General features: G+C 66.4%; 5 protein-coding genes and 1 pseudogene. 5 read left to right on the top strand and 1 reads right to left on the bottom strand.

What is annotated here, in order from left to right; all coding sequences use genetic code 11:
- Nucleotides 1-206 (top strand): annotated as a pseudogene (locus tag GX543_RS09350) (transcriptional regulator); the annotation flags it as partial.
- Nucleotides 203-652, top strand: coding sequence for a hypothetical protein (locus GX543_RS09345; RefSeq protein WP_290851520.1), 450 nt, complete (start codon nucleotides 203-205; stop codon nucleotides 650-652). The pseudogene GX543_RS09350 and the gene GX543_RS09345, both read left to right, overlap by 4 nt.
- A gap of 45 nt (nucleotides 653-697) precedes the next feature.
- Here GX543_RS09345 and GX543_RS09340 read toward each other — a convergent pair whose 3' ends face one another.
- The gene (locus GX543_RS09340) at nucleotides 698-1,966 is read right to left on the bottom strand and encodes a Fic family protein (RefSeq protein WP_290851518.1); all 1,269 of its coding nucleotides are present in this window, start codon (nucleotides 1,964-1,966) and stop codon (nucleotides 698-700) included.
- Between the two features lie 177 nt (nucleotides 1,967-2,143).
- Here GX543_RS09340 and GX543_RS09335 point away from each other — a divergent pair, with 177 nt between their 5' ends.
- The 3 genes from GX543_RS09335 to GX543_RS09325 all read left to right on the top strand — a co-directional run.
- Nucleotides 2,144-3,073 (top strand): enoyl-CoA hydratase, encoded by a 930-nt coding sequence (locus GX543_RS09335; RefSeq protein ID WP_290851516.1) that lies wholly within the window; start codon nucleotides 2,144-2,146, stop codon nucleotides 3,071-3,073.
- Nucleotides 3,073-4,236 carry an acyl-CoA dehydrogenase family protein gene (locus GX543_RS09330; protein ID WP_290851515.1) on the top strand — a complete coding sequence of 388 codons (1,164 nt, stop codon included), beginning with the start codon at nucleotides 3,073-3,075 and terminating at the stop codon, nucleotides 4,234-4,236. The genes GX543_RS09335 and GX543_RS09330 overlap by 1 nt, the downstream gene beginning before the upstream one ends.
- 2 nt (nucleotides 4,237-4,238) lie before the next feature.
- Nucleotides 4,239-4,523: acyl-CoA dehydrogenase family protein (locus GX543_RS09325; RefSeq protein WP_290851514.1), on the top strand; the 285-nt coding region annotated here is incomplete at its 3' end.

Raw genomic sequence — 4,523 nt, 5'->3', positions numbered from 1 at the left:
GGAGCCGACCGACTGGCATCCGTTTGGGTCGCTGCCCCTTCCTGGAACTGGCCCGCCGCCACCCCGGCGTCACCTGCGCGGTGCATCGCGGCATCATGCAGGGCGTGCTGTCATCGCATCGAACCGACCTCCGACTGAACCGACTCGACGCCTTCGTCGGCGGCGACCACTGCTTCGCCTCGCTGACCGAAGAAGCGCGCCCGTGACCCCGAGCCAGGTCGGGATCGACGTCTACACGAGCTTCGGCGCCGCCTGCATCGTCGCCGGCGGACTGGTGGCCGCGATCACCGGTCCGCTCGACCTCGCGAAGGGCAGTTGGCTGGCGGCCTATCTGGTCCTGGTGTGCGGTGTCGCGCTGATCGCGATCGGCGCGGCCCAGCAGCACCTGCCCGCGCCCGTATCCGCACCGCTGCAGATCGTGCAGTTGAGCGGCTGGACGGTCGCCAACGCCGCCGTCATCGTCGGATCACTGCTGGGATCCACCGTGACGGTGAACGCCGGGTCCGTCGTCCTGCTCGTGGTCCTCGCGCTGACCGGCTGGTTCGGCCGCGCGCTGGTGAACACGCGCCACGTCCTGGCCTACGCGTATCTGGCGATCCTGGTCGTGCTCGTGGTGAGCGTCCCGATCGGGATGGTGCTGGGGGCGCGCTGACGGGTGCCGTTCGGACTTCGGGATCGTCTAGTTCCGGAATCTACTTCAGGCAGGCTCGCGACCGACCCCGAGAAGCTCCGCACCGCTCTGCGTGATCCGGAACCGGAGCGGTTTCCGCGTCACGACCTCCACGAGGCCTGCGTCGACAAGGGACTGTACCCGCGGCCGAATGAACTGCACCGATCTCCCCGTCGCTCGTACCAACGATTGGAGCTTGACGGCACGATTCACATCGAACAGCCACGCCTGTCCCAAGATGAAGAGCAGCTCACCGATGCCGTCGAGACCGAACGGTTTACCAGCGGTCGAGTCGAACCGGAGCCCACCCGGAGGTCCTCCGCTCACGAAGTCACTGATCCTCTCTCCGAGCACCCCGATTCGCTGTTCTCGGTCCGCGAGGTCAGTCAGCAGCCGGTGTTGCGCCTCAGCGATGATCTCCAGCAGCGAGATGACGAAGACCGTCAGATCCCCCCTGTTGAACGGATCCTCGGCATCGGCGAACGCTCGGTAGTAGCGGTCCTTGTTGTCAGCGATCGTCGCCGACAACGCCAGGCTCGAGTACGGCGCCAAGACCTCACGAAGATCCAGCGCCAACAAGTATCGCCCGGCCCTACCGTTGCCGTCGTAGAACGGATGCGCGAACTCGAAGATGAAGTGCGCGACCACGGCCCGAAGCAGCCGAGGGACCTCGGCGTCCCGATTCTGACTGATCATCAACGTCAACGCCTCGTCGATCGCCGATTCCGGAACGATTCCCCGGTGCACCGCCTTCGTACCCGACTCGATGGTCACCGGCCCCGCCCGAAATCGGGTGCCGTCGGGAACCATTTCGTCACCGCCCTCGCCCGCCATGACCGCGTCATACACACTGCGAAGGTCATCAAGCGACTGCGGCGCCTGCGCATCGGCCCTCCCGATGTCCAAGTACAGCCGCGCCATCTCAGCGAACCGCTTGCCACCTACCGGTTCATCATCACGAAGCCCCTTCAGCGCCTCACCGATCTCTTTTCGGGTGGACCGCACCTGCTCGATCTCGTTGGTCGCCTGAATCTCATCGACGATCATCCGGTACAGGTAGTCGTCTTGCGCACGTCCCGGCAGTCGATCCCAGTGCTGCCGGATCCTCGGTTCGAACATCAGGATCCGCTCGATCAACACCGCGACCTCCCGCGTGACGAGCATGAACGCCGAGCTTCCGCCGACCAGCAGATCCCAATGGATCGCCGACGGCGAACTCCTGCGAACCCGCTCTTCCTCGTCCAGGCCGGCATGATCGCGCTGGTGAAAGATCGACTTCAAAGTCCGATACGCCATGTGACTCCATCTCCCTTAAAAGACAGATACTACGTCCTCCATGCACCTCCATTTGACGTACGATGCACTATACGTTGAATAGAAGCCACCGCCACACGGCCAAGTCGCCACAACTCGATTCTCGAGTGACACCACCCGGCTACCAACCAAGCACTTGCTAGGTTAGAGTCTGGAGGTATGAGCAACGCCGTCATCCCTCCCCCGCTGGGGCCCGACGACCTCGGTCCCGACACCTCGCCCGTCGCCTACGAGACCGCGGGCGCGGTCGCATACGTCACGCTGAACCGTCCGGAGTTCCGCAACGCCCAGAACTCGGTGATGACCTACTCGCTCGACGCCGCGTTCCGCAAGGCCGTCGACGACGCCGACGTCAAGGTGATCGTGCTGCGCGCCAACGGCAAGCACTTCTCCGCCGGCCACGACATCGGCACGCCCGAGCGCGACTTCAACACGTACTACGAGAACACCGCGACGCTGCACTGGGATCACACCCGCGCCGACGACCAGCCCCTCGACAGCAACCAGCGCCTCGCGCGGGAGATCGAGGTCTACATGGGGATGTGCCGTCGCTGGCGCGAGATCCCCAAGCCGGTCATCGCCCAGGTGCACGGCGCCTGCATCGCCGGCGGCCTGATGCTCGCGTGGTCGGCCGACTTCATCGTCGCCTCCGACGACGCCTTCTTCTCCGATCCGGTCGCTCGCATGGGCATCCCGGGCGTCGAGTACTTCGCGCACGCCTACGTGCTGGGAGCGCGCCGCGCCAAGGAGATTCTGTTCACCGGCCAGCGCTTCACCGCGGGCCAGGCCCTCGACTGGGGCATGGTGAACCACGTGGTCCCGCGCGAGGAGCTCGACGCCAAGGTCACCGAACTCTGCGCGCAGATGACCGAGATGCCGATGCAGGGCCTGTTCCTGAGCAAGAAGGCCGTCAACATCTGCGAAGACCAGATGGGCATGCGGAACGCCATGGACTCGGTGTTCGGCTGGCATCACTTCGCACACGCGGCCAACGACGCCGACTCGGGCGACTCGCTGGGCGGCATGGACGCCCGCAGCATGCGCGACGCGGCCCAAAAGGATTCCGGCCAGAAGAAGGGTGACGCCTGATGGACCTGATGTTCGACGACGCCGCACACGCGTTCCGCGCCGAGATCCGGCAGTGGCTGGCCGAGCACGTGCCCGCCGAGCCGCTCCCCTCGATGGACACCGCCGAGGGCTTCGAGGCCCACCGCAAGTGGGAGGCCGAGATGGCAGCCGACCGCATGTCGGTGGTCAGCTGGCCCACCGAGTTCGGCGGCCGCGACGAGCCGCTGCTGCACTGGCTGATCTTCGAGGAGGAGTACTACCGCTCGGGCGCTCCGGGTCGCGTGAGTCAGAACGGCATCTTCCTCTTGGCGCCGACTCTCTTCGAGCACGCCAGCTCGGAACAGCTCGAGCGCATCATGCCGCGCATGGCACGCTCCGAGGACATCTGGGGCCAGGCGTGGAGCGAGCCGGAGGCCGGTTCGGACCTCGCGTCGCTGCGTTCCACCGCCACCCGCACCGAGGGCGGCTGGCTGCTGAACGGCCAGAAGACCTGGAGCTCACGTTCCAGCTTCGCCGACTGGGGCTTCGGACTGTTCCGGACCGACCCCGAGCAGGCCCGACACAAGGGCATCACGTACTTCATGTTCGATCTGAAGGCGCCCGGCGTCACCGTCCGACCGATCGCGCAGCTCGACGGCGAGGCCGGATTCGCGGAGCTGTTCCTGGAGAACGTGTTCGTGCCCGACGATCCCACCGACCCTGCCAATTCCGGTGTCATCGGCGACGTCAACAACGGATGGAAGGTCGCGATGAGCACGGCGGCCAACGAGCGCGGCCTGTCGCTGCGTTCACCGGGCCGCTTCCTCGCCGCCACCGACCGCCTGGTGAACCTGTGGAAGTCGGCGGGCGACGTCCCGTCGACCGCCGCCACCGACAAGGGCGTCGCCGACGCCTGGATCGGCGCACGCGCCTACGAGCTGTCGACCTACCAGACCGTCAGCCGCCTGGCCGCAGGCGGACAGCTCGGCATGGAGTCGTCGATCAACAAGGTCTTCTGGTCGCAGTGGGACATCGCCGCCCACGAGACCGCACTGGACCTGCAGGGCGTCGACGCCGAACTCGACGACCCGTGGATGGACGGTTACCTCTTCTCGCTGTCGGGCCCCATCTACGCCGGCACCAATGAGATTCAGCGCAATGTGATCGCCGAGCGACTCCTCGGCCTGCCCCGCGGAGATCGATAGACATGGACTTTCTGCTCAACGACATCCACACCGACCTCCGCGCCACCGTCGCCGCGATCGGCGAGAAGGCCGGCGGTTCCGCCGTCGCCCGTGCGTGGTCCGAAGGTGATCGCGCCCCGGCGCTCACCGTCTACCGTCAGCTCGCCGAATCGGGCATCACCGGTCTGATCGTCGACGACGCGCTCGGCGGCTCCGGCGCAGGCGCCACCGAGATGGTGGTCGCCGCCGAGGAGCTCGGTCGCTTCGCCCTGCCCGGCCCGGTGGCCGAGACGCTGGGCGCGGTCCCG

Origin of the sequence: Gordonia sp. (in: high G+C Gram-positive bacteria) (genome assembly GCF_012515855.1) — a bacterium.
Lineage (GTDB): Bacteria > Actinomycetota > Actinomycetes > Mycobacteriales > Mycobacteriaceae > Gordonia.
Note: the sequence above shows the minus strand (reverse complement) of the source record. Positions and strands in the feature narration are given on the sequence as shown.

What these genes read in the sequence shown, in the direction of transcription:
- GX543_RS09340 (WP_290851518.1), bottom strand. Translation starts at nt 1,966, where the DNA reads ATGGCGTATCGGACTTTGAAGTCGATCTTTCACCAGCGCGATCATGCC.
- GX543_RS09335 (WP_290851516.1), top strand. Translation starts at nt 2,144, where the DNA reads ATGAGCAACGCCGTCATCCCTCCCCCGCTGGGGCCCGACGACCTCGGT.
- GX543_RS09330 (WP_290851515.1), top strand. Translation starts at nt 3,073, where the DNA reads ATGGACCTGATGTTCGACGACGCCGCACACGCGTTCCGCGCCGAGATC.